Annotated in this window: 36 protein-coding genes and 1 riboswitch; of the genes, 14 read left to right on the top strand and 22 right to left on the bottom strand. The window is 49.9% G+C overall.

Features of this window, described 5'->3' with window-relative positions; genetic code table 11:
* Positions 1–92: 92 nt before the first annotated feature.
* The gene (gene metC, locus IC804_RS14215) at positions 93–1271 is read right to left on the bottom strand and encodes a cystathionine beta-lyase (protein ID WP_008878922.1); all 1179 of its coding nucleotides are present in this window, start codon (positions 1269–1271) and stop codon (positions 93–95) included.
* Positions 1272–1274: 3 nt separating this feature from the next.
* The gene (locus tag IC804_RS14210; protein ID WP_008878923.1) at positions 1275–2378 is read right to left on the bottom strand and encodes a methionine biosynthesis PLP-dependent protein; all 1104 of its coding nucleotides are present in this window, start codon (positions 2376–2378) and stop codon (positions 1275–1277) included.
* Between the two features lie 191 nt (positions 2379–2569).
* A riboswitch (SAM riboswitch) is annotated at positions 2570–2680 on the bottom strand.
* A gap of 187 nt (positions 2681–2867) precedes the next feature.
* Between IC804_RS14210 and IC804_RS14205 the strand changes: the two genes are divergently transcribed.
* The 3 genes from IC804_RS14205 to IC804_RS14195 are packed head-to-tail and all read left to right on the top strand — an operon-like array spanning position 2868 to position 4590.
* Positions 2868–3596 carry an alpha/beta hydrolase gene (locus tag IC804_RS14205; RefSeq protein ID WP_008878924.1) on the top strand — a complete coding sequence of 243 codons (729 nt, stop codon included), beginning with the start codon at positions 2868–2870 and terminating at the stop codon, positions 3594–3596.
* Positions 3597–3634: 38 nt separating this feature from the next.
* Positions 3635–4156, top strand: a complete 522-nt coding sequence (locus IC804_RS14200; RefSeq protein WP_029761546.1) for a YjcG family protein — start codon at positions 3635–3637, stop codon at positions 4154–4156.
* Positions 4156–4590, top strand: coding sequence for a GNAT family N-acetyltransferase (locus IC804_RS14195; protein ID WP_081157074.1), 435 nt, complete (start codon positions 4156–4158; stop codon positions 4588–4590). The genes IC804_RS14200 and IC804_RS14195 overlap by 1 nt, the downstream gene beginning before the upstream one ends.
* Positions 4591–4624: 34 nt before the next feature.
* Here the strand turns inward: IC804_RS14195 and IC804_RS14190 are convergent, their stop codons facing one another.
* The 3 genes from IC804_RS14190 to IC804_RS14180 form a co-directional block, all read right to left on the bottom strand.
* On the bottom strand, positions 4625–4882 hold the full coding sequence (locus IC804_RS14190) for a sporulation-specific transcription regulator SpoVIF (protein ID WP_008878927.1): 258 nt from the start codon (positions 4880–4882) through the stop codon (positions 4625–4627).
* 124 nt (positions 4883–5006) lie between these two features.
* On the bottom strand, positions 5007–5141 hold the full coding sequence (locus IC804_RS14185; RefSeq protein ID WP_008878928.1) for a YjcZ family sporulation protein: 135 nt from the start codon (positions 5139–5141) through the stop codon (positions 5007–5009).
* Positions 5142–5218: 77 nt separating this feature from the next.
* Positions 5219–5455 (bottom strand): hypothetical protein, encoded by a 237-nt coding sequence (locus tag IC804_RS14180; protein ID WP_008878929.1) that lies wholly within the window; start codon positions 5453–5455, stop codon positions 5219–5221.
* Positions 5456–5579: 124 nt separating this feature from the next.
* On the opposite strand from IC804_RS14180, the gene IC804_RS14175 reads away from it, so the two are divergent.
* Positions 5580–5900 (top strand): thioredoxin family protein, encoded by a 321-nt coding sequence (locus IC804_RS14175; RefSeq protein ID WP_008878930.1) that lies wholly within the window; start codon positions 5580–5582, stop codon positions 5898–5900.
* A gap of 125 nt (positions 5901–6025) precedes the next feature.
* Here the strand turns inward: IC804_RS14175 and IC804_RS14170 are convergent, their stop codons facing one another.
* The 11 genes from IC804_RS14170 to IC804_RS14120 form a co-directional block, all read right to left on the bottom strand.
* Entirely contained in the window at positions 6026–6196 is a 171-nt protein-coding gene (locus tag IC804_RS14170; protein ID WP_008878931.1) for a hypothetical protein, read from the bottom strand.
* 19 nt (positions 6197–6215) lie between these two features.
* Positions 6216–7076 carry a DUF421 domain-containing protein gene (locus IC804_RS14165; protein ID WP_081157072.1) on the bottom strand — a complete coding sequence of 287 codons (861 nt, stop codon included), beginning with the start codon at positions 7074–7076 and terminating at the stop codon, positions 6216–6218.
* Positions 7077–7088: 12 nt separating this feature from the next.
* Positions 7089–7295 carry a DUF1657 domain-containing protein gene (locus IC804_RS14160; protein WP_081157070.1) on the bottom strand — a complete coding sequence of 69 codons (207 nt, stop codon included), beginning with the start codon at positions 7293–7295 and terminating at the stop codon, positions 7089–7091.
* An 11-nt stretch (positions 7296–7306) separates the two neighbouring features.
* Positions 7307–7663 carry a stage V sporulation protein AE gene (gene spoVAE, locus IC804_RS14155; protein WP_008878934.1) on the bottom strand — a complete coding sequence of 119 codons (357 nt, stop codon included), beginning with the start codon at positions 7661–7663 and terminating at the stop codon, positions 7307–7309.
* A gap of 1 nt (position 7664) precedes the next feature.
* On the bottom strand, positions 7665–8678 hold the full coding sequence (gene spoVAD / locus IC804_RS14150; RefSeq protein WP_081157068.1) for a stage V sporulation protein AD: 1014 nt from the start codon (positions 8676–8678) through the stop codon (positions 7665–7667).
* Positions 8678–9157 (bottom strand): stage V sporulation protein AC, encoded by a 480-nt coding sequence (gene spoVAC / locus IC804_RS14145; protein WP_008878936.1) that lies wholly within the window; start codon positions 9155–9157, stop codon positions 8678–8680. Before spoVAC ends, spoVAD begins: the two co-directional genes overlap by 1 nt.
* Before the next feature lie 11 nt (positions 9158–9168).
* Positions 9169–9645 (bottom strand): YhcN/YlaJ family sporulation lipoprotein, encoded by a 477-nt coding sequence (locus tag IC804_RS14140; protein WP_081157066.1) that lies wholly within the window; start codon positions 9643–9645, stop codon positions 9169–9171.
* Positions 9646–9741: 96 nt separating this feature from the next.
* Positions 9742–9948, bottom strand: a complete 207-nt coding sequence (locus IC804_RS14135) for a DUF1657 domain-containing protein (RefSeq protein ID WP_008878938.1) — start codon at positions 9946–9948, stop codon at positions 9742–9744.
* A gap of 163 nt (positions 9949–10111) precedes the next feature.
* A complete protein-coding gene (locus IC804_RS14130; RefSeq protein WP_008878939.1) occupies positions 10112–10315 on the bottom strand; it encodes a hypothetical protein in 204 nt (67 codons plus the stop codon).
* A gap of 27 nt (positions 10316–10342) precedes the next feature.
* Positions 10343–10567 (bottom strand): hypothetical protein, encoded by a 225-nt coding sequence (locus IC804_RS14125; RefSeq protein ID WP_008878940.1) that lies wholly within the window; start codon positions 10565–10567, stop codon positions 10343–10345.
* Positions 10568–10838: 271 nt separating this feature from the next.
* Positions 10839–11177 (bottom strand): spore coat protein regulator protein YlbO, encoded by a 339-nt coding sequence (locus IC804_RS14120; RefSeq protein ID WP_081157064.1) that lies wholly within the window; start codon positions 11175–11177, stop codon positions 10839–10841.
* 150 nt (positions 11178–11327) lie between these two features.
* Between IC804_RS14120 and IC804_RS14115 the strand changes: the two genes are divergently transcribed.
* Both IC804_RS14115 and IC804_RS14110 read left to right on the top strand, forming a co-directional pair.
* Positions 11328–12050 (top strand): BMQ_0737 family morphogenetic spore coat protein, encoded by a 723-nt coding sequence (locus tag IC804_RS14115; RefSeq protein ID WP_008878942.1) that lies wholly within the window; start codon positions 11328–11330, stop codon positions 12048–12050.
* A 102-nt stretch (positions 12051–12152) separates the two neighbouring features.
* Positions 12153–12917 (top strand): hypothetical protein, encoded by a 765-nt coding sequence (locus IC804_RS14110; protein ID WP_081157062.1) that lies wholly within the window; start codon positions 12153–12155, stop codon positions 12915–12917.
* Between the two features lie 187 nt (positions 12918–13104).
* Here the strand turns inward: IC804_RS14110 and IC804_RS14105 are convergent, their stop codons facing one another.
* Positions 13105–13455 carry a DUF1360 domain-containing protein gene (locus IC804_RS14105; RefSeq protein WP_029761542.1) on the bottom strand — a complete coding sequence of 117 codons (351 nt, stop codon included), beginning with the start codon at positions 13453–13455 and terminating at the stop codon, positions 13105–13107.
* Between the two features lie 169 nt (positions 13456–13624).
* On the opposite strand from IC804_RS14105, the gene IC804_RS14100 reads away from it, so the two are divergent.
* The 6 genes from IC804_RS14100 (at position 13625) to IC804_RS14075 (ending at position 18030) form a co-directional block, all read left to right on the top strand.
* Positions 13625–13960, top strand: a complete 336-nt coding sequence (locus tag IC804_RS14100) for a hypothetical protein (protein WP_011886956.1) — start codon at positions 13625–13627, stop codon at positions 13958–13960.
* A complete protein-coding gene (locus tag IC804_RS14095) occupies positions 13944–14081 on the top strand; it encodes a hypothetical protein (protein WP_190300614.1) in 138 nt (45 codons plus the stop codon). The genes IC804_RS14100 and IC804_RS14095 overlap by 17 nt, the downstream gene beginning before the upstream one ends.
* Positions 14082–14160: 79 nt before the next feature.
* Complete coding sequence (locus tag IC804_RS14090; protein WP_011886955.1) at positions 14161–14427, top strand: hypothetical protein; 267 nt, start codon at positions 14161–14163, stop codon at positions 14425–14427.
* Between the two features lie 206 nt (positions 14428–14633).
* Positions 14634–15917 carry a UDP-glucose dehydrogenase family protein gene (locus tag IC804_RS14085; protein WP_029761540.1) on the top strand — a complete coding sequence of 428 codons (1284 nt, stop codon included), beginning with the start codon at positions 14634–14636 and terminating at the stop codon, positions 15915–15917.
* On the top strand, positions 15914–16870 hold the full coding sequence (locus IC804_RS14080; protein ID WP_008878947.1) for an NAD-dependent epimerase/dehydratase family protein: 957 nt from the start codon (positions 15914–15916) through the stop codon (positions 16868–16870). The genes IC804_RS14085 and IC804_RS14080 overlap by 4 nt, the downstream gene beginning before the upstream one ends.
* On the top strand, positions 16867–18030 hold the full coding sequence (locus IC804_RS14075) for a glycosyltransferase family 4 protein (RefSeq protein ID WP_011886954.1): 1164 nt from the start codon (positions 16867–16869) through the stop codon (positions 18028–18030). Before IC804_RS14080 ends, IC804_RS14075 begins: the two co-directional genes overlap by 4 nt.
* A 74-nt stretch (positions 18031–18104) precedes the next feature.
* Here the strand turns inward: IC804_RS14075 and IC804_RS14070 are convergent, their stop codons facing one another.
* From IC804_RS14070 to IC804_RS14060, 3 genes are read right to left on the bottom strand one after another with little or no spacing between them, the layout of a single operon-like run.
* Positions 18105–18722, bottom strand: coding sequence for a hypothetical protein (locus IC804_RS14070; protein ID WP_081157060.1), 618 nt, complete (start codon positions 18720–18722; stop codon positions 18105–18107).
* A gap of 9 nt (positions 18723–18731) precedes the next feature.
* Positions 18732–19751: a CotS family spore coat protein gene (locus IC804_RS14065; RefSeq protein WP_008878950.1), complete on the bottom strand. Its 1020-nt coding sequence runs from the start codon at positions 19749–19751 to the stop codon at positions 18732–18734.
* A gap of 5 nt (positions 19752–19756) precedes the next feature.
* Positions 19757–20896 carry a glycosyltransferase family 4 protein gene (locus IC804_RS14060; RefSeq protein ID WP_008878951.1) on the bottom strand — a complete coding sequence of 380 codons (1140 nt, stop codon included), beginning with the start codon at positions 20894–20896 and terminating at the stop codon, positions 19757–19759.
* Between the two features lie 229 nt (positions 20897–21125).
* Here IC804_RS14060 and IC804_RS14055 point away from each other — a divergent pair, with 229 nt between their 5' ends.
* Positions 21126–22175, top strand: a complete 1050-nt coding sequence (locus tag IC804_RS14055) for a spore coat kinase CotI (RefSeq protein WP_008878952.1) — start codon at positions 21126–21128, stop codon at positions 22173–22175.
* A gap of 168 nt (positions 22176–22343) precedes the next feature.
* On the opposite strand, the gene IC804_RS14050 is transcribed toward IC804_RS14055, so the two are convergent.
* Together IC804_RS14050 and fabI are read right to left on the bottom strand one after the other, a co-directional pair.
* Positions 22344–22751, bottom strand: coding sequence for a CotO family spore coat protein (locus tag IC804_RS14050; protein ID WP_081157058.1), 408 nt, complete (start codon positions 22749–22751; stop codon positions 22344–22346).
* A gap of 118 nt (positions 22752–22869) precedes the next feature.
* On the bottom strand, positions 22870–23646 hold the full coding sequence (gene fabI / locus IC804_RS14045) for an enoyl-ACP reductase FabI (RefSeq protein ID WP_008878954.1): 777 nt from the start codon (positions 23644–23646) through the stop codon (positions 22870–22872).
* Between the two features lie 199 nt (positions 23647–23845).
* On the opposite strand from fabI, the gene IC804_RS14040 reads away from it, so the two are divergent.
* On the top strand, positions 23846–25024 hold the full coding sequence (locus IC804_RS14040; RefSeq protein ID WP_041264261.1) for an FtsW/RodA/SpoVE family cell cycle protein: 1179 nt from the start codon (positions 23846–23848) through the stop codon (positions 25022–25024).
* The last annotated feature ends 5 nt before the right edge of the window (positions 25025–25029 follow it).

Below are 25029 nucleotides of genomic sequence, written 5' to 3'. Positions count from 1 at the left end.
CCCTCGTCTTACCTTCATAATAAAACAGCTTGTCGACTTTGTCGACAAGCTGCGGCTATGCTGTTACAGCATAGCCATTTTTTTACTTTCTTTCATCGCGCCGGAATCGACGAGCGCTCGTTGACAAATGATAGCGCCTGCTCAAAATCGGCGATCAAATCGTTGAGATCCTCAAGCCCGACGCTCAACCGCAACAGTCCGTCGGTAATGCCGCGTCGCAGCCGCTCGTCTTTCGGCATGGCGGCATGTGACATTTTCGCTGGATACGATAAAATCGATTCAACAGCGCCAAGACTGACGGCGAACACCGGTAAGCGAACGTTTCGGACGAACGTCCGGGCCGCTTCTTCATCCGCCAGGCGGAACGACAGCACAGCGCCGAACCCAGCCGCTTGATTGCGCTGGATCGCATGGCCCGGGTGGTGGGACAATCCTGGATAGTACACTTCCTCTACTTTGGGATGGCGCGTCAAATAGGCAGCAAGGGCGGCCGCTGATTCAGACGACTGTTTCAGCCGGACATGGAGTGTTTTTACACCGCGCAGCACAAGCCAAGCATCTTGGACGCCAAGGACAGCGCCAAAGGCGTTTTGCAATTTGTATAGCTGTTTGCCGAGCTCCTCGTCTTTTACGACCGCCAACCCGGCAACGACGTCGCTATGGCCGGCTAAAAACTTCGTCGCACTATGAAGCACAACATCGACGCCGAGATCCAACGGCCGCTGCAACGCTGGGGTCATGAACGTATTGTCCAGAAAAGTTAAACAGCCATGCGCTTTCGCCAACTTGACGACACCGCGAATGTCGGTCACTTTTAAGAGCGGATTGGACGGCGTTTCCATATAAATGACCTTTGTGTTCGGCCGGATGTTTTCCGCCACTGCTTCAAGGTCCGTCATGTCAACGAACGTATATTCGATACCAAAGCGATTAAGCACCTCGGTAATCATCCGGTATGTGCCGCCGTAGACATCTTCCGTCACGAGCACATGGTCGCCCTTTGACAGGAGCAAAAATGCTGTGGAAATGGCAGCCATGCCAGAAGCAAATGCAAACCCGCGCACACCGCCTTCCAATGCGGCAATCGTTTCTTCAAGCGCCTCGCGCGTCGGATTGCCGGAGCGGCTGTAGTCGTATTTGCCGAATGAGTCGAAATCGAACTGATGGAACGTGGATGCATGCTGGATCGGCACGCTCACCGCCCCTGTATGTCGATCGACTTTCCATTTGTTATGGAGCAATTTCGTCGAAAACGACCATTCCCGTTCCATCGCTCACACCTCTTTCATGTTTTTCAATGCCTGCGCTAAATCAGCGATCAAATCGTCGGCATGCTCGATACCGACCGAGAAACGGAGCAGACGGTTGCAAACACCGTTTTGGATGCGGATTTCTTCCGGAATATCAGCGTGCGTCTGCGTCGCCGGATACGTGATAAAGCTTTCGACCCCGCCTAGGCTTTCCGCGAACGTAATGAGACGCAAACATCGCAAAAAACCGTTCACCCATTTTTCATCGGCAATCCGGAACGACAACATTCCCCCTCTTCCCGGGTATAGCACATCAGTGACCTCTTCGTGTTCACGCAAAAAGGAGCAGATGCGCTTGGCGTTTTCTTCATGCTGGCGCATCCGCAGCGCCAACGTTTTCATCCCGCGAATCAACAGCCATGAATCAAACGGCGACAAAACGGCGCCGATGGCGTTATGGTACTCCGCCAAGCGCTGACAGAGCTCTTCGCCCTTAGCAACAACTAGACCAGCTAAGACGTCGTTATGGCCGCCTAAATATTTCGTGGCGCTATGGATGACAATATCAGCCCCTTGTTCGATCGGGCGTTGAAGCACTGGCGTATAAAACGTGTTGTCAACGATCAGTAAAAGCCCATACCGCCTAGCGAGCTCTGAGACGGCGCGGATATCGGTCTCATGCATAAGCGGGTTTGTTGGAGTTTCCAAAAAGATTGCTTTCGTCCGTTCCGTGATTTTTTCTTCCACGGCATCCAAATCAGCAAAATCAACGTAATGAAATCCGAGGCCGTATTTACGCCAGCCGCGCTCAAACAGTCGGTACGTGCCGCCGTAAAGGTCGGCCGATACGAGAAACTCGTCTCCGCTCTCAAACAAGGCGAGCACTGTCTGAATGGCGGCCATGCCGGAACTGAACGCATAGCCTTGGTCACCACCTTCAAGCCTCGCGATCGCCTCTTCGACGATTTTGCGCGTCGGATTGCCGGTGCGGATGTAGTCAAACCCGGTGGACTCTCCAATGCCGGCATGGCGGTAGGCGGTGGAAAAATAAACCGGCGGGTTGACCGTCCCCGTCACCGTTTCGCTCCGATTGCCAATTTGCGCCAACAATGTCTCCAGTTTCTTCATCTCATCTCTCTCCTTCTGCCGAAAAATTCCCTTCCGACGGATAGGGTGTCTGAAGCGTACCGCTGCTTGTCTCGGCAGCCAAGCACCTCGTTTTCGGATCGACTCACAAGTCAGCGGATCAATCACCCAAAAAAAGGAAAATAAAAAAGTCTTCTAAGAAGAAGACTTTTCCATATCCATGGTCACGCTTCTTCTTATCTGCCGAATTGAATACTCAATTCGCTGGATTTAGCACCTGGCCGATTTCCGGCTGGTTGCTGAAGCTTCACAGGGCCAGTTCCCTCCGCTTCTCTTGATAAGAATAGGACGTATATTCAATTTTGTTAATTTATAAAAAAATGTAACGCATTCCGGCCGTTTTTGCAAGTCATTTTTTTGACATTGGCAATGTTCGGCAAATTGATGAAAAATTCGAGCCCTTCATTAACATCTTTTCGCCCAAATATGTTACAATAACAGGTGAACTTACCGTTTTCATGGAGGATGGTCATGGCAATCGCAGCAGGAATAATGCGTGATTATGCGCTTTACAGCGGAGAACTTCAAGAGAAAATCGAACTACTTGTTTATTTGCCAAGCAATTTTTCTCCGCTTCACAAATATTCTTTACTAATCGCTCAAGACGGCAAAGATTATTTTATGTATGGAAAAGTGAAACGCGTCATCGAAACGCTCATGGAGGAAGGAACGATCGACCGGACGATCGTCGTCGGCATCCCATATCGGAATGTGAACGACCGCTACGAGAAATATCACCCAGCGGGGCAAAAACACGAAGCGTACATTCGTTTTTTAGCTCATGAACTCGTTCCGTTTTTGGACCATGAGCTACCGACCTATCAAATGGGCAAAGGCCGGGCGCTGATCGGCGATTCGCTCGGTGGAACGATCTCGTTGCTAGCTGGATTGTTGTATCCGCATACATTTGGAAACATCGCCATGCAGTCCCCTTATATCGATGACTCAGTGCTGGCGCGTATCCGCGCGTTCCGTGATCCGTCACTTCTTTCGATTTACCATTCCGTCGGCACGGAAGAAACAGCCGTGAAAACAACGGACGGCCATGTGCGCGACTTTATTACACCAAATCGGGTGGCGCGAGACTTGTTTATGGAAAAACAATTCGCCTATACGTACCATGAGTTTGCCGGCGGTCATGCGTGGACGTATTGGCAGCCTGACTTACCGAGAGCTGTATCCGCTATTTTGTCGCTGTAAACACATAGAAAAACAACCATCTAAGGAGGGAAATCGGGATGAAGTACGGCATTGTATTATTTCCATCAAAATGCATTCAAGATTTTGCCAACTCTTACCGAAAACGGTATGACAGCCATTACGCTCTTATTCCGCCGCACATCACGTTAAAATATCCGTTTGAAGCGAATGAGGGGCAATTGAAAGAGATGACGAAAGAATTGCACCGTATCGCAGCGGAAACTCCTCCAATCCCCATCAAAGTGACAAAATTCAGCTCGTTTTACCCGACGAGCAACATCATTTATTTGAAAGTGGAGCCAAACGACGTGCTTAAGCACCTCCATGAACAGCTGCACAGTGGCCTGTTCGCCGGCAAGCCAGAATTTGCATTCGTGCCGCACATTACGATCGGCCGTGATTTACCGGGGGCGGAATACGCCGATGTCTACAGCCAAGTGAAGCTGCAACACGTACATTTTGAAGAGACGATCGACCGCTTCCATCTCCTTTACCAGCTCGAAAACGGATCATGGACCGTGTATGACACATTTGTCGTTGGAGGAAAGGAAACGGTATAATGAACATCGCCATTGGAACAACAAAAGATCGCTCCTTGTACGAGGACGCTTTGCACGTCCGCCGGCTCGTATTTATCGAGGAACAAAACGTGCCGGAAGAGGACGAAATCGATGCGTTCGAGCAAGAATCGTCCCATCTTGTTTTATATGATGGCGAAAAACCGGTCGCGGCCGGCCGACTGCGCTTCATCGACGAAGGGGTTGGCAAAATTGAGCGCATTTGCGTTTTGCCGTCCTACCGCGGCCGCGGCGTTGGACAAATGGTGATGGCGGCCATTGAACAGCTCGCGAAAACAAAAGGGGCGAAAAAAGTGAAGCTGAACGCCCAAACTCACGCCGAACCGTTTTACAAAAAACTCGGCTATGAGGTGATATCCGACGTGTTTATGGACGCCGGCATTCCGCACGTCACAATGGTGAAATCGCTTGAATAATAAGGGAGCTTGCATCTGCACAGCTCCCTTTTGCTTATTTTTTATTGTTCAGCATATTGGCGATCGTATTAAAGTCAATTTGTTTGCCGCTATGGACGATCGTTTTGACGATTTGGTCTTCAAGTTCTTTCGGCACTCTCCGATTAGCGATTTGAGCAACCCGCTTCACTACTTGGCGCACTGTTTTTTCATCGCTGAAATTGGCGTTTTGCAGCGAGTTGGCAAGCTCAAAAATATCTTTCATATTGACGCCTGTTTTCTTTTCAATGTTTTTAAAAAATTGCTGATCCATCTTCCCGCCTCCTTCTCCCTGTATATCGTATGATGCCTCTACAAGAAGGTGCATCAAATGAGGAAAGAAAAATACGAGCCGCTCCGCAGCACCGAAACGACCCGTATCGGATTCGTTTTTTCCATTAGCCGACAAATGCAGCGCCGACAATGATCAACAAGATGAACAAGACGACAATCAACACAAAGCCACCGCCATAGCCATAGCCGCCATAGCCGTAGCCACCATAACCGTAGCCTCCATAGCCGCAGAAGCCCATCCTCGTGCACCTCCTTCTTCGTTTACTGTATTGTATTCATCGGCTCGAGGTAGCGTATGGGCGCACGCGCCATTTTGTCATCCAAATAAGCGGAACAGCATAGCAAACTCCTTTTCCTTTTTCGCAAACCATTGTTCAATGTAATTTAGGTTGCCTTGTACGCTTTGTAAAAACCCATTGTTTAGTTTTTCGATTTCTTGCAGCTGTTTATTGAAATCGTTCCCCCACTGTTCAAACAGACGGATGAATTGTTCGTGTCCTTCTTTCCTTGATGCCACCCATGCTTCCAGCGCCTTTTCCAGCTCTTTGCTCACACCTTTCCCCCCTTTCTTTCTGTTGTATGCAAGACGGGGGGCCGAATGTGAAGGCGTTCCTGTTCTTTTTTACCGCACCATATGGTAAAGTAAAGGATGACAACATGAAATGGAGGGAACACGCATGAAAGCCATTGAAACGAACGATCAGTTCACAGCGGCTATTTCTGGCAGCAAACCAGCTGTCATCAAATTTTACACCACTTGGTGCCCTGATTGTGTACGCTTGAACATGTTCATCGATGACATCATTCGTGATTACGATCAATATGATTGGTTTGAGATTAACCGCGACCAATTCCCGGAGCTTGGCGAGAAATATCAAGTGCTCGGCATCCCGAGCTTGCTTGTGTTCCAAAACGGGGAAAAAATCGCCCATCTGCATAGCGCCAACGCGAAAACCCCCGAAGAGGTGCGCGCCTTTTTGCAATCATTGCCCGCTTGATCGCCCTTTCCTGCATCATGAAAAACAAGGCGCTGCAACCATTTTCGGGCCATTGTTTTGGCGTATACGCAGCAATGAGAAAGGTGTCCCGTACATTTGGGACACCTTTCTCGATCACACAACACTTAATATTCGATCTCTTCGTAATCTTTCGGTTGGTGGGTCAGCCTGCCACCATCGAACATAAATTGAATCGAAATTTCTTCGTCGGTCGTTCGCGCTCGTTCAGGGCGGCCATCTGCTTTAAGCTGAATTTGAATTTCCTCATCCGTTGTTTTTGTCCGTTTATTCTCCATGATCTGATCCTCCTCAATATTAATTTCGCAACAGTGGCTCGACTTTTTGGATGAGCTCCGTCATTTTCACCGCATTTGTTTCGTACAGCGCTTTTGCCTCTTTCGAATCGGTTTGCAACGCATATAACTCGAAATCAGCTTGTACTTTTTTCATTGCAGCCAACAACAACTTTTTCTCCTGCGGTTCGGCCACTTGGATTTTGTCATCGTACAAATCAATCGTTAACTGTCCATATGAATCGACTTGGGCGAGGAAGACATTTTCGACTGCTACTCCTTGCTTATCAAGTTGCTCCTTCAGCCAACCGCGGCCAAGTCCCAACGTAGAGAGTGGCTCGTCCAAAATCACTCCATCCATAATGACGGTTTGTGGCTCTTTTTCCTGCGGCGGGTTCGGAAATACATCACCAACCGTAAGCGGCTGCTTTTCCCGCTTCAACAAGATGTTCAAATCACCGTTCGGCTCCAGTATTGCAAACTCGACATCGGCGACACGGAACACATCTTTTTTACGCAACTGCTCAAGCAACTCGTCAGCTGTGTATTTCTCCCGCTTTAAGTTTTCCTCTAAAATTTTGCCGTTTTTGATCAAAACCGTCGAGTTGCCCTCGACAAAATCGCGGAACTTTTTGTTGCGCAACGAAATGCGGGCGGCCAACACCGGAATGAGCGACCAAATTAAAATACTTGTAATTCCTTCCTGAAGAGAAATTTCCAAATCGACAGACATTGTTCCGGCAATATCCCCCACGGTAATGCCGACAATATATTCGAAAAATGACAGCTTTGCCAACGGCTTTTTGCCAAGAATGCGAGTAATGATAAACAGTCCGATCAAAATACAAAAGGAACGAATGGCGACTTCTAACCATACAGGCATGGATCATGCTCCTTACTTTCCATGATATTGCGGCTCCTCGAACTCAAGTCGGCTGATCCGTTTTTTCAGCTTGGCGATGATCTCCTCGGTGGTGAGCATCGCCTCATGAAACGTCCGTTGCGCTGTTTCATCCTGCGATGTGAGCGCCAATTGCTGCAGTCCGGCATGAATGCCTTTTAAGCTCGCTAACGTTTGTTTCACTTGCGAAGCAACCGTCATGAACGCTCCTCCTATCCTTTCGGGCGGAACAAAAGCGCCCCGATAAATCCGAAGACGATGGCGGCAGAGATGCCGGCACTTGTCACTTCAAACATGCCAGTCAACACGCCAACAATTCCATGCTTTTCTGCTTCTTGCATCGCCCCGTGGACGAGCGAGTTTCCAAAGCTCGTGATCGGAATCGTTGCCCCGGCACCGGCGAAATCGATAAGCGGTTCGTACAAACCAAGTCCGTCTAAAATCGCCCCGGTGACAACAAGAATTGTTAATGTATGGGCGGGGGTTAATTTAAAAACATCCATCAAAATTTGGCCAATAACGCAAATCAACCCACCGACGACAAACGCCCAAAAAAACATGGTCAACACGCTACGCCTCACCTCTATACTCAATTGCTACCGCATGGGCGATGCAAGGAATCGTTTCATTTTGTTGGAACGACAATGGCGACAATAATGCCCCTGTCGCTACAGCTAAAATGCGCTTCAGCTCGCCGCGTCGCATCCGCTTGAGCAAGTGGCCGTAAATGACGACAGCGGAACAAGCTGCCCCACTTGCCCCGGACAGCACCGGCTGCCCGTCGCGGTAAATGAGCAGCCCACAATCTTGATAGCGTTCCTCATCGATATCGATGCCGTGCTGACGCAGCAAATCAAGGGAAACTTGACGCCCAATTCTCCCTAAGTCGCCAGTGACAATCAAGTCATAGTGGGATGCGTCAATTTGCATATCGCGCAAATGTGCCTCAATCGTATCGACCGCTGCTGGTGCCATCGCACCGCCCATATTAAACGGATCCGTCATTCCCATATCGACGACACGGCCGATCGTCGCCGCCGTTACACGCGGTCCATCCCCTTTTGGACTGACGATGGCCACCCCCGCGCCAGTGACAGTCCACTGCGCCGTCGGTGGTTTTTGTCCGCCGTATTCCGTCGGATAGCGGAACTGTTTTTCGACGGCGGTGTTGTGGCTTGATGCCCCGGTCAATATATAATCTGCCCCACCATAATTTGTAATAAAAGCGCTGAGCGCCAGCCCTTCCATTGACGTGGAACAAGCGCCGAAAACGCCGAGATATGGTGCACCGAGCGTCCGAGCGGCAAAACTTGTCGGCGTCATTTGGTTAATTAAGTCGCCAGCGATGAGAAATTGCACCTTTTCCTTCTCCAAACCGGCTTTTTCCATCGCTTGAAATGCCGCTTCCTCGAACAAGACGCGGTGCGCTTTTTCATACGAGTCCTCGCCAAGCCATAAATCTTCATGAAGAAAGTCGAAATCGTCAGCGAGACGGCCGTTTGCTTCAAACGGTCCACCAACTGCAGCAGTCGCAACAATGACTGGCTTGTTCGCAAATACCCATGTGCGATGCCCTTTCAGCATTACAATCCCCCCCATTGTATGGCAATCGTTTTGATGAGGGCGATGACAAACGCGGCAAACGTGCCGAACAAAATGACCGAACCGGCGAGTTTGAACATGTTAGAACCGACGCCGAGCACAAATCCTTCTGTTCGATGTTCAATCGCCGCGGAAATAACGGCGTTGCCAAACCCCGTTACGGGCACAGCACTCCCCGCTCCCGCGAATTGAGCGATCCGGTCATAAACGCCAAGCCCGGTTAAAATCATTGACAAAAAAACCATTGTCGCTACGGTCGGGTTCCCTGCCGTCTGCTCAGTGAAGTCAAAGAAATACATATAAAAATAAGAGATCGCCTGTCCGATCGTACAAATAATCCCGCCAACGAGAAAAGCACGGGCACAGTTGCGGACGATCGGGCGCTTTGTTTCCCGTTCCTTTTCAAATAAGTGATACTCTTGTTGAACTGGAGTTAAGTTTTTCCTCTTTTCATTCGCCATAATGACACCTCTTATGTCTGCTCTTTGCTCAGCTTTTCAATGCGTCCGATTTCCCGGTTGACCTCTCGATGATCCAAGCTCTTGTTACTCATCTTTGTTTTTAATTGCTGCGTTTTCCAAAAGATTTTCAAATCACTCGAGGAAATCACCTTGTAACCAGGAAACATATCGCGCAATCGACCTTCAACGTCTTTTTCAATCTTCTTTCGGTTCCATCGCTGCATATGGGGAATTTGGTATGCGACAAGCAGCCGGTCTCCGCTGTTGACCACCACGACATCCCGGATATCCTCACGTCTACGTAAATAGTCGGCGGCCCGCTCGGCCGGCCCTTGGTCAAGCTTAGTTCCTTTTGCTGTCCCGGATGTTTGAGCCCGCATCAAATTCGTCCCTTGCAACGATTGTTTTTGTTCTGTTTCCTCTTTCGCACAGCCGCTGGCTACCATGAGAGCGGCCATCACGACCAACCACCATTGTTTCATCGCCATCAATCCATTCTTTTTATGTATTTCCGTCAATTTGGGGAAAGGTTGGCGTACTGCCAACCTTTCCGCCCGAACCACAACATCTGCCCCGACAAAAAGTTACTGCTGTTTATATTGTGGCTCTTCGTTTTGAATTTCTTGCACGCGCGTGTTAACTAAATCGATGACCGCTTGCGTTTGCTGAGCAGCTTGCTGGTAAAGCTGTTTTGCATTTTGGTTTTCCGTTTGCAACGCGAACGTCTCGAAGCTCGCTTGGGCGGCTTTTAATCCAGCTAATGTTTGTTTTACTTGTGTAGCAACCGTCATGATTTATGTCCTCCTCACCATGTATAGAAGTTGGGGTTGACAATGTTTATAGTGGCTTTTCGGTGTCAAATTATAATTGTAATTTGCTGTAAAACATTCCGCCTCACGTTCCACCTTTTCGGACACAAAAAGGGCGCCGTTGACTGCAGGCGCCCCCTACCGTTTATGACTTTTTGTCGATTTTGTCAGAATAGCCGCGGCCGAGCGATGGATTGTTTAAAATGCCGGCCATCACTAAAATGCTTAACAGTGCTTGATACAGCTGCTCATATTTACCAAGGTCGATATCAATGCCAAACGTCTCAAGCATCAGCACAGCAAACGACCCGATCGCAATCCAAAGACCGTAATTTTTAAAACGCTCCACCGTTCATATCCCCCATTTATCTCATCACTAAATCCATGAGAACGGTCTCCGTTCCCCTTCGTCCCGACCATGTTTCTCTTCATCGCGCCCTTTTTCATCCCGCACATCTTCGATGGCTTCGATTTCATCATCAACACGATGCGGGAACAACCATGGATCACGAATGCGTCGACGTGGCACAATCACCACATCATCGGCGTGAATGATCAACTTATCAACCTGGATGACTTTTGCTTTTTTTCGATCCGACATGCCCATCCCCCCTTCCTTTCGCCTAGTTGCACTGTTAGACTATGCAATGAAGGGAAGCAGGGTATAGGCGTCTCTCACGGCCGTTTGCTATTTCTTTGCGATCGGCCGGCCGCAGCCGCAGCCCCGTGGACGACGCACAGGCTGGGTTGCCGAGGAAAGTACCACTGCCTTCCGTTTCGGAGAAGTTGGTTTCCTCATGGCTTCATCCCCCCGTATAGAAAAAAATGTATAACTACTGTTATTGTATGGCCCTATAAGTCAAGGGTGCTTCTCATTTTTCATTTTTCTTTGTATCGCTCTGGATGGGGACGATCGCGTTTTCGTGCCTTAGTGTATGGAAAAACCAACTGTCCGGCTGCTCTTCCTCGTAGACATCGCTCGTCTCTTCCGACTGTGGCAGTTGTTGCAGTTGACGGCGCAGCTCGTTGTTTTCTTTCATGAGCTGTTTGATTTGTTCGTAACGCTGCTCACTTTGGTAGGCCAATTCCCGCAAGACAATATTTTCTGCTTCCACCTCTTTCAATCGACGCTCCAGTTCGGCGATCTGTTCAACCAGCCGTTCATCCATTCCTTTTTTCTCTGTATTTATTGCCCTTTGTTTCTCTTTCATTCGTCATCTCCCCTTCATTTCGTTCTCTAGTGTGCGTCAGCAAAAAATCCGCATCTGTCCCAACACATTTACCCATATCGTTCATAGTATACAGTAGTCCCAAACCATCAGGAGTTGGGGAACAAATGAACGATAGGAGGAACGAAGAAAATGGGCCATTATCACCGTCGCGATAAAGAAAAAGTATGCATCAGAACCCGTAAAATTTACGACTGGGTGACGCGCCAAGTTGATGTACCGTTACGAAGCTTCAGCGGCGACGATTTGGAAACAATTTTTCCATCGGCCAATTGCCCTCGGCAGGGAACGATTTGCGAATTCTTGGCATCGCAATCGGCAGACCCGCAATCTTTTACGATCCGGTGCTTCTTATCCGATGCTGAAGGAAATCCGATCGACCCAACCGTTGATCACGACGCCTTGATTTGCCAGGAAATTACGCAATCAAACGGCCGGCAGCCTGTAAACGTCACTCTTCCTTCTGGTGAGACTGTCACGTTGCAAAAAGTCAAAGCGCTCGTCAAAGGACACGTCGTCGTGCAAATCGTCAGCCCGACCGGCACGGTCATTTGCGAATCGGCGCCGATTCCGTTTGCGACAGCGCAAACATTCATTTTATGCGCTCCAGAAGGCACGCAACTCAACTGCCATATTTCTTTCTTCGAATGCGACACGAGCCTAGTTTGCACAGACAACTTTAACCAGCTCGACGTTTCCATCACCTTGTGCCTCGAAGTCCAAATGGAAGCTGATGTCAAAATCGAAGTCGAAGCCCGTTTCTGCCAGCCGCGGGAAGAACTTGCTGAAGGCGTCACGCTTTGCCCGACGAAGAAATTCCCGCCGCAATGCCCAGACGTATTCCCGGCAATGTAACGTCCTGCACCGTTCAGGCTGTTGTTCCCAACAACAGCCTTTTTTATATGGCATTTGCCGGCCGTGCGTACATAAGATAAAAATGGAAGGGGTGGAAAGCAAGTGAAAAACACGAACGATGACCAACACCTCCGTCTGCAGCAGCAAATCATCCACTACCGCTCGGAAGCCGCCTCATGCAAGGAACAGTTGCAGCAACTTGAAGCCGAGCTGGCCAAGGAAAAAATGCGTAGCGCCTACTGGAAAGAAAAGTTCCGTGAAGCAGAAACGACCAATGTTGAAACGTATAAGAAGAAAATCGCCGCCTTGGAACGCCAGCTGTTGATGTACGAAATCGCTTTGGAAGAGACAGAACATCAGCGCTCTGAATGGCAACAAACAATGGCTGAACCGGTTGCCTCGGTCTCGGCGCTGTTTCACTATTCCATTGTCATTCCGCCACATCTTGACGAAGAAGAAATGACCGTGATCGGTGATTTCATCATTCGCAACAGCGGGACAACACCACTTCACCATCTCATTGTTTGCCTCCGTCTCTCGCCGCCGAAAATAGCAGTACTGAGCGGAAAAATTGTGCTGCCCCAAAGCGCCCGTGCGGAACAGGAACTGCTTGCCGGAAACAGCGGGGAAAGCTGGACGTTCATCCAAGAAAACTGGCGAGAGAAAGTGCGGCAAAACGGCGAATATTGGATCGCCCCGCTCCATGGTTCTCCGCTCGAACCCGGAGAAGAACGGCGTTTTTCCCAATTTGAGATCGCCGTCCGCCCGTCCGGCAGCGCTCGATCGCTGACAGTCGATGGTTTTGTGTATTGCTCTGAATTGCCAAAAGGCGTACCCGCAGCCAACCATATCGCCATCCAATGGTAAACGGTTCTTTCCTTCGCTTCACATCGCTCGGCGGCGCGTCTTCTTTTCTTAGCCGGCCTGCTCTTAGGCCGGTTTTCTCATTCCTGAGGTGAACGGTGTCCCCTTCTCGTCAAACAGCTATTGACAATCGGTCGCATCAATGGTCAATCCTCATTGGCCGATCGCGGCCTAAGTCGGCAATGTCTCTCTATGAGAGCCATTTGCCGACAACCGTCTCAATAATCGCTGCCCCGCCGGCAATGGCAAGCAACACGATGAGCGGTTGAAAAACGCCCGGCCACAGCGTAATACCAGCGTAACAAAACGCTGCACACCATATCCCAGTGCACCAGTAGCAGCTCAACAATTCGCCGAACCAGCGGCGCACCCCGTTTCCCTTCAAAACGAGAAATACTTCCTTTCTTCCATCCGGAAGCTCCTCTTCCACCCATTCATGGAAAGGCTGACGCAGCCAGTTGGTGATCGTATCATACACGATGAGCCTCGTCAGGCGGAAGCTAGCCAAACAAAGAAGAACAAACGAAAACGGACTATCCACATTCCTCCCCCTCTCCACTCCCCATGACCGCAAAAGGAAGTCTCTTTTCCCCTTCTCTTTCATGTAGCGGCGGGCGAATTCGTCTTCGTACGGACGTTTACCCAAACGCTCTCCTACGCCAATCATATGATGAAGTATAGGTTTTTAACACAAGAAAGGAGGCGACACAATGTATCATGTATTTTTCGAGCGGCGACCGACCCGACGACCAACCCAGCAGCCGGTTCGCCCCCAACTGCCCCAACTGCCTGGCACTCTTTACGAACAGTTAACTGCGCTCTTGCCCGACACTGAAGTGAACGTGCACACTGCGAATGAGACGTATTACAATGCGCTTTTTCTCGGTTTCGAGCCGCAGACAAACACCGTTTCGCTGTTGGTTGACCGTTTTTACGAAGATGGAGGGCACACGCTTACCCTCGATGCAACCACGATCACTGCAATCGATCTCCCTGCTTCCATGCAGTCATCCTCATCAACGAATTTGGATGACGAGGTGGAATAACGAGAGAAAACAACATCGCCGGCTGGCGTCCAAACAGCGCAGCCGGCGCTTCATTTTAGGCAGTGCCGTCTTCTCGCTGACTAGTGCGCTTGTCTACACCATTTCTTTTTCTCTTACATAAACTGTTACTAATCGACCATTGCGCTAAGAGGAACTGACGATCTCGCCTGTTATTTGATGTTTTCAACAATTACAGCCTGTTGGAAATCGAAACTGACGTCATCGGCGAACGGAAGAACGAAAAGATATGGCTTATACAAAAAAGAAAAACAGGCCAGCGGTACGTGCTCAAGCAGCTAAATGAGGCGCAAACCGATTTTCCCCTCTTGCTTCATTCCAAACGATACGAGACAGGATTTCATGCCCCTAAATTTTCTAAACTAAAACAAAGCAATATTATGTTCATCGAAAAAACCGCTATTACTATTGGATGGACTTATGGCTCCGGCAAGCCTCTTGTCCCATAACCGACCGCGGGGATGATCACCTTTTTGACCACCACTCCCCCTCCTTGTCCTCTATATCCTTGTCGTATTCGTTTCCGAATGACATGGGAGATTGTCTTCCCAAAATAGGCTGCTTTATTTCCGGCGTTTTAGGCGCTTGCCATAGCAAACAAAACTTGTCCGTTAATACGCTATAAAAGAAGATTTCGTGAAGGAGGCCTATTAGCATGAATATCTGCATCATCGGCGCTGGCTACGTCGGACTGACCACTGCAGCCGTCCTCGCTGAACTTGGGCATGAGGTGCATTGCATCGACCATGATGAACGGAAAATTCACCTGCTCAACAACGGAGAAGTTCCGTTTTATGAGCCGGGATTAGAAGAGTTAATCACTAAAAATTGTAACTATTTAACATTTAGCGGCCGCTGGGATTATATTAAACGGGCGGCCGTCATTGTCATTTGCGTCGGCACTCCGCCGCGGCCGGACGGCAGCGCCGACTTACGCTATATCGAAGCGGTGCTCGACCGTTTAGCCGCCACGATCGAATCGTACAAAACGATCGTCACAAAAAGCACTGTCCCTCCGGGGACGAATGAATGGATGCGCGCTGAACTCATCCGAAAAGGAGTAGCCCCACATTTATTCCGCATCGTATCCAATCCGGAGTTTTTGCGCGAAGGGTCGGCTGTTTACGATATGTTTCATCCGGACAAAATCGTTGTCGGCCTCGAGCCGGATGACGATCGGTCGCTTGCTGTCGTGCAGACCATGTATGCCGGCATCAACGCTCCTTACGTCACGACAAGCCTCACCGGGGCGGAACTGATCAAATATGCCGCCAACGCCTTTTTAGCAACCAAAATATCCTTTATCAACGAAATGGCGCGCATTTGCGACGCATTTGCCGTCGATATCAACGACGTCGCCCGCGGGATTGGCTTCGACCCGCGCATAGGACCGCATTTTTTGCAAGCTGGTCTCGGCTATGGAGGCTCCTGCTTCCCCAAGGATGTGAAAGCACTCGAACATGCAGCGCGCTCGCGTGATGTCGAGCCCCGCTTGCTACAGGCAGTCCAATCTGTCAACGCCACTCAAATTGACGTTTGTCTCAACAAACTGAATAAAGAGCTTGCTCCGTTGAACGGTAAAAAAATAGCCGTGCTTGGCATCGCCTTTAAGCCGAATACAGACGATACTCGCTTTTCCCCCGCCGAAGCGCTCATCCGTCAGTTAAGTGGATCGGGCTGCACGGTCGCTGCCTACGATCCGAAGGCGACGCTAACGGCGCCGCTTGCCAATGTCATACAAGTACAATCGGTGCACGAAGCGATCCAAGACGCAGATGCCCTGATCATCGCCACCGACTGGGACGAATTTCGCACACTTGACTGGTCAGAAGTGAAAGCGGCAATGAACGGGACACTCGTCTTTGACGGACGAAATTGCTTAGATCGCCGCGCTGTCGAACAAAGCGGCTTGCGCTACGTGGGGGTGGGACGTCCATGAACATTCTCGTCACTGGAGCGGCCGGATTTATCGGCTCTCATTTATGTGAAAAACTGCTCGAAAACGATCAACACCAAGTCATCGGCGTCGACGGCTTTATCGGGCCAACACCGGCGCCGCTGAAGATGAAAAACATCGCCCATTTGCAATCCCATCCGCGGTTTACGTTGGTTGAGACGGATTTGCTGACAGCCGACTTGCCAGCATTGTTAAAAGATGTGGAAGCCGTATACCATTTAGCCGGTATGCCCGGCGTGCGAACAAGCTGGGGAACGGACTTTGCCGACTATGCAGTGCACAACATTTCCGTTACACAACGGCTGTTGGAAGCGTGCAAAGACTTGCCCCTCAAACGGTTCATCTATGCTTCAACCTCGTCCGTTTACGGTGAACGGAGTGGTCCGCTGTCGGAAACACTCGAACCAGTTCCGCTCTCTCCATACGGCATTACAAAGCTCACAGGCGAGCATTTATGCCGCGTCTATTTCCGCGAGTTTGCCGTACCAGTTGTCATTTTGCGCTATTTTACCGTTTACGGGCCACGCCAACGCCCCGATATGTCGTTCCACCGCTTTATTCGCCAACTGCTCGCTGGTCAGCCGCTCACCGTATTCGGCGACGGAACGCAATCGCGCGATTTCACCTATATTTCCGATTGCATCGACGGGACGGCAGCCGCGCTCGAACGAGATCATGTAATCGGGGAAACGATCAACATCGGCGGGAAAGAACGTGCATCCGTGAATGATGTGATTCACTTGCTTGAAGTGTTGACCGGAAGAAAGGCGACGATCCACTATACGTCCGCCGCCCGCGGGGAGCCGAAACAGACATGGGCCGACTTGACAAAAGCAGAACAGCTGCTCGCATACGAACCGACTATCACGCTCATAGATGGATTGCAAAAAGAAATCGAATACATCCGTTCGTTATACAAGGGTGAGCAGCCATGAACATCGCCTACGTTTGCACGGAAAAACTGCCTTCACCAGCAATAAAGGGCGGTGCGATTCAAGTCATGATTGACGGAATCGCACCGTTCATTGCCCGCTCCCACAAACTAACCATTTTTTCTGTAGCCGATCCGCTCTTGCCATCTGAAGAGACGGTCGAAAACATCCACTATATCCGTTTTCCGAAGATGACATACGAAGCCGATGTAGCGCGCGCGCTAGCTGCAAACCGTTTCGACGTCGTCCACGTGTTCAATCGCCCTGCGCCTCTCGCTAGTTACCAAACCGCAGCACCGCACAGCGCCTTTGTGCTGAGTCTCCATAACGACATGTTTTCGCCGCTGAAAATCACGCCGACGGAAGCTGAACGGGCACTGATGGCTTGTACGCGGCTTACCGCCGTTAGCGAATATATTAAACGGACAGTGACAGGCCGCTATCCGGTTGATCCTCAAAAAATTAACGTGATTTATTCCGGAGTGGACTTAGATCAATACGTTCCGGTTTGGACGGAAGAAGGGGCGCGCATCCGCCAATCTTTGCGTGAGGAACATGGACTCGTCGACAAAAAAGTCATTTTATTTATCGGTCGTCTTAGCAAAACAAAAGGCCCACATGTCCTGATTCACTCCTTGCCGTCCCTGCTGACACGCCATCCCGAGGCAGTGCTTGTCATCACTGGTGGGAAGTGGTTTAGCGACAACAGCCGAAACGAATATATTGATTGGTTGCATCAACTCGCTGCGCCGTTAGGTGACCACGTCATCTTCACGAATTACATTCCGCACTTTCATATTCCAAAACTGCTGTTAATGGCCGATGTATTTGTATGCAGCTCCCAATGGCACGAGCCGCTCGCCCGCGTCCATTACGAAGCGATGGCCGCTGGCATTCCAGTCGTGACGACCAACCGCGGTGGCAACGCCGAAATCGTCCGACACGGACAAACGGGCATCGTCATTGATGATTACACGAACAAGCAAGCCTTTGCCGAGGCCATCAGCTACATGCTTGAACAAAAAGAACATGCCGAACGCATGGCCAAAACAGCACGAAAACTTGTGGAAACACATTTTCAGTTCAAACATGTCGCCAGCCGTCTTGAGGCTGTTTATGCGGAAGCGCTCGCCAGCCATAAGAGCCAAACTTCTTCCCTCTAGCAGCAATGCCTTCTGGGTATACAGAACAGACAAAAACAAAGGATGCCCGCCCTATGAGGCAGCATCCTTTTGTCTTATCCAATCGCAAACATATTGCTGCTTTTGTTTGTCCCGGCTGCTTTTGGACGGTTGGCATAGGTGGAAGAAAGAACAAATGGAACGGCCACCTGCCGCTGAACTGCCTGTTGCAAAGCCTTTTTGCTCTCTTGCTCTGCTAGCTGACGCTGTTTTTGTCCACTGTCTGCTACCGATTGCTTCACTAGCTCCAGTATTTCGCTTTGAACCTCGTTCGTCTTCCATTTCTCCTGCTGGCTCTGTTTTTGAAGGGTATCGTCTGCTGCTTGTTTCACTGACACCAGCTCTTCGTTTTGAACCGTCTTTTTCAGCCGTGTTTCCCGACGGCTTTCTTTTTTCCGCTTAACGGTTCGCTTTTCTTTTTTGCTCTTCTCCAGTTGCCTTAGTGGCAGCGGGATAACAGCTTCTTGTCCTTCCCCTTCCGTGCCCAACTCAACAAGGACAGGCGGCAAGTCAACGTCTGTTTCCTCTTCTTCCTCGTCTTCCCCTTCTTCCTCTAATCCAAGCAATAGCTGATCGAAAAACTCATCATCTTCTATCCATCCCCATCCCATCGGCCCAGGCGGGGAAAAACGAAACGGCTGCAAATCGAGTTTCGGAATGTGGTCCAACCTCATGCACCTCCTTTACAAAAGCGATGGCAGCGGCGTGCGGCGGAGCGCGTCTTGTTTTGACCGCTCAACCGTAATAGCCGTCTGTATCTCCCACATATATTTTTCATCTGACCAATTGTCTTTCGCCTTTAAATAATACTTGCGGGCGACAGAAGCAAACAAGTGTGGAAACAACAGCTCCGCTTCGAGCAGCCTGTATTGATCGTCGGTAAGCGGATGGACGCGATGGTACGCTTGCAGAAGCCGTGCAGCCAGTTCTTCATCCCACACCGCCATCTTTTTCATGATTTTATGGAGCAGCACTTGAATGTCGCGCACCGGCAAGTCGATGACGACTGCGGGAAGATAACTCATCATCATCGTCTCCTCCGTTTCGATAAGGTGTGACAAGGAAATATCTTTATGGATAAATCCTGTCCACCGGTTCGGTCCGGCTGTCCATTCAGCGTAGGCGTCGCTCTCTAGTTGCTTGGTCGCCTCTTCAGCTGCGGCGATCATTGCGTCAGCGGCTTCAAAAAACAGGACAGAAAACGGATCATCGGCAAATGCGGCTGCCATTTTCTTGTAGCCAGACAGCTCTTGCAATTTCCAAGTATACGCCTTTGGCCACTTTCCAAGCCGGTTTCGTTTTTTCGCCTTCGAGCTTGGAGAAAACTGTTGCGAGGCGGCGTGGAACAAACCAAGAAATTCGAACGCATTTTCAAGCTGTTCGACATTGTAATAGCCCACTTCCTTGCCACTGACGGCATCGTATAGCGCGTATGCCTGCTCCCCTCCTGCGACGCATAGACCGCCGTTTTTCGTCCGGCATAACGGGGCAATCGGAAACTGCCGCTGCTGCAAATGCCAATGCGCCTCGGCATAAAACAGCATCCGCTCCGGCAGCGTCGCCCGTTGCCGCAACACTTTCTCTCCCTCATCTGTAGCAACCGTCCAGACCGTTTCCTTCGGCCGCATCACCTGAAGCTCAATCTGCTCAACTTCGTACGGATACAGTTCGAGTACTTTGTCAGCAATCCATTGTGACTGCAACCGCTTTACCCCCTTTCTTCCCCGTAAGCGCGCAACAACTTCGCGGCTACCACTTCCCAGTTGAATTCCCGTTCGACCTTCTGCCGCCCGTATTTGCCCATTTGGATGGAAGATGATGGTTCGTCAAACAGCTTATTAATGAGTGCTGCGTACGCTTCAGGGTTGCTGAAATCTTTGACGATATAACCATTTTTGCCGTTCTCAATCACCTCGGGGTTTCCCCCGCGATTGCTCGTAATGATCGGCAGCCCGGCCGCCATCGCCTCATAATGAACGCGTGCCAATGGCTCTTGCCACTGGGACGGGCAAACGAACAAATCAGCCATCGTGTACAGCTGTGGAATTTGCTCCGGCTTGACAAATTGAATGAACATCGCATTGTTTTCGTACATCGCCCCAAGGGTATACAAGTAACGGACGTAGCTGTTCACCTCGTTGTCGCCAAACCATTTCGAGCCGACAAACACGATCACCGCTTCTGGGTGCTTTTTGATGATTGACGGCAACGCCTCAAGAAGCAAATGGGCGCCTTTCACTTTGCTTAATCGCCCGACAAACAGCACAACTTTTCTTCCCTCGAGCCCGAGCTCACGGCGGATAGCCGCATAGATTTTCTCCCCTTGCGCTGTCCATTTCGGTTGGAACGTCTCGACATCGACCCCTGAATAAACGGTCGCTACTTTTCCAATCGCCTGTGGAAAGCGATCGCAAATGGTCATCTTGATATAGTCACTCACAGTTACAATTTGTTTGACTGCGTTGATACAATCGACTCCTTCGGCATAGGAAATTTTATCGTCGCGGAACATTTCATTATGGATGCTTAACACAAGAGCACTGTCTGGTGAAGCTTCACGGATGTGGCGAATCCAGCGCGGCCGATTGCATACGTGAATGACGTCATACGTTTCCGTGCGCAAATGGTTGGCCACTTCTTGTATATATGTTTCTTGGGAGAAACGTCGATAGGATACCCCATTTTTGTTTTTCTCCACGTCCGGCAGATCACGGTCGCGAATCGACAACACAGTGACGTCGTGTTTTCGCGCCATGATCGCCGCTGTCGCATCGAGATAAATTTGTGTCGCCCCTCCCCGGATGGGCGGCACTGGCAGTTTTTCCGTCGCAATCATGGCGATTTTCATGAAATTTCCCCCGTCTTCTAAAAAAGTTCAGGCAAAAGTTTGTTTTTATATCATACGTGTGCTCCTTTCCCACTGTGCATGCCTATGCAGCAAACGGGCATCCGTCAAACGCCCTTCTAGGTGATGAACCGGCTGGACGTTCACCCATTTTTTTTAACTCGGGATAAATGGCTATAGACAGCAGCCGTCATCGACCATACAGTAGAAAAAAAAAGGAAAGCAGGGACTGATGATGGCTGATCAAACCGTTTATTCAACCACGTCGCCAGTCACCAACGAACGGCTCGTCCACATGGCGCGGTTACTGTTAAAGCAGTGGGACGTCGAAGCCAAAGCGATTGACGTCATACAAAGCGGACAAATGGCACTCGTCTGGAAAGTGTATACCGATGACGGGCCGAAATGCCTAAAACGCATTCACCGTCCGAAAAAAAAGGCCCTCTTCTCGATTTACGCACAAGACACTTTGGCAAAAAAGGGGCTTTATGTTCCGCGCATCATTGAGACACGCAACCACCGCCTGTTTAAACAATACGGCCCGTTTTTATTTGTGCTGTACGACTGGATTGAAGGAACACCGTTTGATTTGAACGTCCACGACGATTTAATTGCTATGATCGAAGCCCTTGCTCATTTTCATGAGCAGTCAGTCGGCTACGAACCACCGCCCGGTGTTCCGGTATTCAGTAAACTCGGCAAATGGCCGAAGCATTATATGAAGCGATGCCGGCAACTCGAGGCATGGAAGCAGCTCGCCAAATTGGATCGCGACGATCCGTTTTCCCGCCTGTATTTGGCCGAAATCGACCGCTTTATTGAAAAAGGGGAGGAAGTGTTGCAACAACTACTAGAATCGTATTACGAGACATGGGTTGAGCAAATGAAGAAACGACCTTCACTTTGTCACCAAGACTATGGGACAGGGAACTCGCTGCGTGGAGAAGACGGAAACGTCTGGATCATCGATCTCGATACAACTGCCTTCGACTTGCCAATTCGCGATGTCCGTAAAATGATGGCACCGTTTCTTTTTGAAACAGACGAGAAAGGAAAAACAAAAGCCGATATCGTGCTTGAAGCGTATGAGGACGTGCGCCCGCTGACGAAAAAGGAAAAAAAGGTGCTGTTTATCGATCTACTGTTTCCGTATGATTTGCATGAGCTGGCGGTGGAAAAATATATCCGGAACGTGCCTATCACCGAAGCGGAACTGGCGGAAGCAATGGCTTATGAACAGGCAAAATGGGAGGAAATCGAGAGACGGCTCGATTCGTTGTAAAAAACGAGCGTTCCCAGAACGGCAGATGCCCCTAGGAACGCAGCTCACCACCGTAAGTCGGCGGACAATGCACAGCAACCAACATTTGTGCCCGCCGACTTCTTAACGTCTTAAACAACGGCATCGAGACAAAAAGATCTCCTGATTTCGAGGGGCATTGATCATCGATTATTGCACAAACCCGATCATCGTCACAGAAAGAAGCTGCGTGCGCTCGATGACCGTTTCGTCTCCTTGTTCATCGACGACCGTCAATTCGGTCGCCGTGCACCGTTTCAGCACCCCTTCATAGCTTTGCTCTTTCGTGGCAAATTCACATTTGAGCGGCGGCAAATGGGCAGGCAGATCCGTTAAAAAAGCAAGTTTCTCATCAAGCGTCATCGCTTGAAACTCCCTTTTTTTGACGAAAAACGTTCTCTGCTCCTCCCCAACCTGTTGAGCGACACCGTCCGTTTTCTTCTGGTGAGAGCGATTCGCCCATGTAAACGTTTCTTGCATATGCGCCACGGCCCGCATGTCCTTTGGCTGCACAATGTAAAGCAGCGGCTTTGTTTCTACAACTTTTTCTTTCCGCACGCCAATCCCCCTTTCACGCTTGCCTTACCTTTATATATGTATGCCTTCCATTCCGATAATTGCCCTCAGACGGACAAAAAACAGCCGCCCCACGTACTAGGGCGGCTGCCTCGTTTTTTTAGTATCCTAAAATATGGTATCCAGAGTCGACATGAATGATTTCCCCGGTGATGCCACGCGATAAATCGCTGAACAAAAACAGCGCTGCATCGCCGACTTCCTCTTGCGTCGTCGTCCGACGGAGCGGTGCGCGCTCCTCGATCTCTTTTAAAATCGAGTTGAAATCGCTCACTCCTTTGGCCGACAGCGTGCGAATAGGGCCTGCGGAAATGGCGTTGACGCGGATGCCGTATTTGCCTAAATCGTTTGCCAAGTATTTGACACTCGCATCCAACGACGCTTTCGCCACTCCCATGATATTGTAGTTTTGCACAACGCGCTCACCGCCTAAGTACGTGAGAGTGACGATGCTGCCGCCTTCGGTCATGAGCTCTTTCGCCTCGCGTGCCACCGCAGTGAGGGAATAGGCGCTAATATTATGAGCAAGCAAAAAGCCGTCGCGGCTCACCTTCATGTACTCGCCGCTTAAATCATCCTTATTGGCATAGGCGATGCAGTGGGCGACACCATGAATAACGCCGACTTGTTCTTTAATTTGCGCAAAACATTGAACGATGTCCTCGTCATTTGCCACATCGCACGGCAACAGAAGCGAACGTTCATCTTCCAACGTATCGACAAGCGCCCGTACTTCCTTTTCAAACCGCTCTCCGGCGTATGTAAATACGAGTCGGGCACCGGCAGCGTGGAGCGAACGGGCGATTCCCCAGGCGATGCTCCGCTTGTTCGCCACCCCCATGACGACATATGTACGTCCTTCCAATGATAATGTCATTCGTTCATCCTCCTAATTATTATTTAATATTAGCACCAGGTGTTAATTCTATTATAGGATATGCCGCGGACAATGTAAATGAGCTGCCGCTCTTTTGCTTCCCGCTTTCTTGGCGCCGACGACGATTTTTCCCACTTTGCAAAACAAGCCGAATTCGTTAATATGGTATATGGTACATTTAAATGGAGAGGATCGTTCCATGGATCATGATCGTTTTTCCCAATCGAAGCTCGATTACCACTTGTTGTTTGTTTTATTCTTAATGGCCGTCGTCAGCGCCATCGCCATCCATAGCGCGGAGGTGCTGTTGCCAGAGAAACTGCAAAATGTCAACTTCGCCGCCAAGCAGCTGCAATGGTACGCCATTGGTGCAGTCGTCATTGCCTTGACGATGATTATCGACTATGACCGTCTGTTTCAAATCGCTTGGTATTTGTATGGATTCGGGATGCTGCTATTGCTTGGCCTTGAGCTGAACGTCCCGGGGACTGTGACGGTCAAAGGGGCAACGAGCTGGTACAGCCTGCCGGGCGGGAACTTCCAGCCGTCTGAGCTGATGAAAATCTTTATGATCATCGTTCTCAGCCGTATCATTGTCAATCATCGGGAAAAATATCCCGATCCGACGGTTGGCGATGACTTCAAATTGCTCGGCAAAATCGCCGCTACTGTTTTGCCGCCACTCTTTTTGCTTGCTAAACAGCCGGATATGGGAATGTCGATGGTGTTTGTCGCCATCACCGCCACATTGGTGCTTATTTCCGGCATCCGTTGGCGCATTATTTTCGGCATCGTCTTTTCCGGAATGGCAGCTGTGGCGACGATAGTCTTTATTTACTTTTATTTTCCTGATTTCTTTCATCAATATATCATTAAAGAAGACTATCAGTTAAACCGATTTTACGGCTGGCTTGCCCCGTATGAGTATTCAAACGAACAAGGGTTCCAACTCGTCCGTTCGCTTATGGCCATCGGGTCAGGGGAATTGTATGGGAAAGGACTTGGCAATTTGCAAGTATACTTGCCTGAAGCACATACGGACTTTATTTTCGGCGTCATCGCCGAACAGTTCGGGTTTGTCGGCTCAAGCATCGTCGTCTCACTCTTCTTCCTGCTTGTCTATCGCCTTGTTCATACCGCGCTAGAGAGCAACGATTTGTACGGCAGCTGTTTATGCGCCGGTGTAGCGGGCATGATTACGTTTCAAGTGTTTCAAAACATCGGCATGACGATCGGACTCTTGCCAATTACGGGGCTGCCGCTGCCATTTATCAGTTACGGGGGAAGCTCGCTCGCCACTTATATGCTGGCCATTGGACTCGTCTTAAACGTCCATTCGCGGACAAGAAAATTTATGTTCGCTAGCGACGACGAATAGCCGCT

Source organism: Geobacillus sp. 47C-IIb (genome assembly GCF_014679705.1).
GTDB lineage: Bacteria > Bacillota > Bacilli > Bacillales > Anoxybacillaceae > Geobacillus > Geobacillus thermodenitrificans.
The sequence above is the reverse complement of the archived record's forward strand: the minus strand, read 5'-3'. Positions and strand labels throughout refer to the sequence as shown.